Source organism: Haliea sp., assembly GCF_040222615.1.
Lineage (GTDB): Bacteria > Pseudomonadota > Gammaproteobacteria > Pseudomonadales > Halieaceae > Haliea.
Map to the genome: position 1 here is coordinate 1 of NZ_JAVKCQ010000052.1, position 1,885 is coordinate 1,885.

Below are 1,885 nucleotides of genomic sequence, written 5' to 3' on the forward strand. Positions count from 1 at the left end.
TCGGGTTCCGGCTGCGGTTCCGGCTGGGGCTCGCCGGGACCTGTCACGACTATAGTGACCACGGCGGTATCCTGATTGGTGCCGTCCGGGGTCGTCGCGGTATACGTAAATGTGGTTTCCCCGACGAAATCCTGATTCGGGGTAAAGGTCAGGGTGTTGTCCGGATTGATGACCACCGTGCCGCTCTCTGGCTGGGTCACCGCAGTGACAATGCTGCCTTCGGTGAAGATGTCGTTGGCCTGAACGTTGATCAGCACCGGGATATTCTGCTCCGTGGTCTCCTGATCATCGATCGCGTCCACGGGCAGTATCTGCTCGGACTCTTCCAACGGCAGTACGGCAGCCCGGTCACCGAATGCGGCCAGGCCGGTGAACTCCGGGGTTTCCTCGACGATGCGGCCGAGGCGGACGAAGCTGTGAGTCTCACTGTCTGCAGCTTCACCACCAGCACCCGCCGCCGGCGCGTCCAGTTGTTCCAGAATGTCGCCATCGCCCTCCAGGGCCGCGAGGACCGCGGCGACGGTGTCGTCCTGCACCGCACTTTCATCCGCCGCAGCCGCACGCTCGGCGACGATATCGCGGGTCAGCGCCAGCTCGGAAACATCACTGATGACAAACGGAGAGCCATCCTCCAGCGCCAGCTCGACGGCACCACCATCCGGCGTTACCACGGTCTCGCCTTCCAGCAGCACATCGCCCGGCCTCAATTCCCGCAGCTCACCCTCTGCTGAACGGGCATAAGCCTTGCCGGTGATCGCTGTAACTGTTGCTATTGCTGTATCCGCCATCTCGGTCATTCCTGTATTGAACCTGCGGCAAAGCGCGCCGCCTCACTGGGTCTTGGAATTCTGATAGTAAACGACCGACAACTCGAGCACATTGTACTCAGGTACAGGACAAGAGCGCGGTTATGTGAGTCAGTTCACAGGCCGGGGTATGCGTGTGCAGGGCACTGCCCCAAAGCCCCCGGGCAGGGCTGGTCGTGCGGCGGAATGCGCACGGAACCGGCATGAGAGAGGTGGGAAGGGGCCGCTGGCGGCCCCGGACATCAGATCAGGCTAGAGCAGGGATTCCCGGTAACTGCGCTGGAACGCCCTGTCCCGGAAACTGCCCTGCTCCTTGTCCACGCATTCGACCACTGTCACCGGGCCGGCGTCCCGGGGACCGCGAACCCGGTACCAGGACTCAGCGGCAACGACCGCCGCCTGTTGCAGATCATCTGCCTGCACCAACACCAGCGACGAGGCACCGCTCTGGTCCTTTACCTGACAGGCGTATTCGTTGGCAGGCAGACGCGGTGCCCCTGTTGCTGCCGGTATCGCCAGCAGGAGTGAGGACAGAGCACCCAGAACTGCCGCATTGCAATATTTCTTGTAGGACATAGTCACTAATCTCCAGCTTAAACCGTGTTACCAGCATTCCGCCGGGTCAGTACCGTCAGCGGAACGGGTGCCGCGGGAATCCAGGGTAAATGAACCGCAGCGCGTATCCTTGGCCTGCGGTGAGCCCGCCCGGGGCGCCGCTGTCAGCAGATAGCAGGTAGCAATGGTGCCACCGCCACAGGCCGCTGCGGAAACACTGTAGTGCTCCTCCTCGGAAACAAACGGGCTGGCGGCAAAACCAAGATCTGTGAGATCCGTGGTGTAGGTGCCGCGATCCAGCATGAATTGCTCCTGCCGGTTGGCGACATCCATCAGAGCGGACATGGCATCACTGCGACGCCCCTTCTGCAGGCTGCCCTGGTAACTCGGCAGTGCAATGCCAACCAGAATGGCCACAATCACCACCACGATCATGACTTCCATGAGCGTGAAGCCGCGCTGGCGGCGGGCGACCACCGCCCGGCCACCGTGTTGCCGCGGCAATGCCTGCGAAGCCATTAATA

Annotated in this window: 3 protein-coding genes; all 3 read right to left on the reverse strand. The window is 62.1% G+C overall.

What is annotated here, in order from left to right; translation table 11 throughout:
* A partial coding sequence (locus RJQ10_RS04695; protein ID WP_350144128.1) for a retention module-containing protein occupies positions 1–788 on the reverse strand: 788 nt, incomplete at its 3' end.
* Positions 789–1,058: 270 nt separating this feature from the next.
* Positions 1,059–1,382 (reverse strand): hypothetical protein, encoded by a 324-nt coding sequence (locus RJQ10_RS04700; RefSeq protein WP_350144130.1) that lies wholly within the window; start codon positions 1,380–1,382, stop codon positions 1,059–1,061.
* Between the two features lie 27 nt (positions 1,383–1,409).
* A partial coding sequence (locus RJQ10_RS04705; RefSeq protein ID WP_350144133.1) for a type IV pilin protein occupies positions 1,410–1,885 on the reverse strand: 476 nt, incomplete at its 5' end.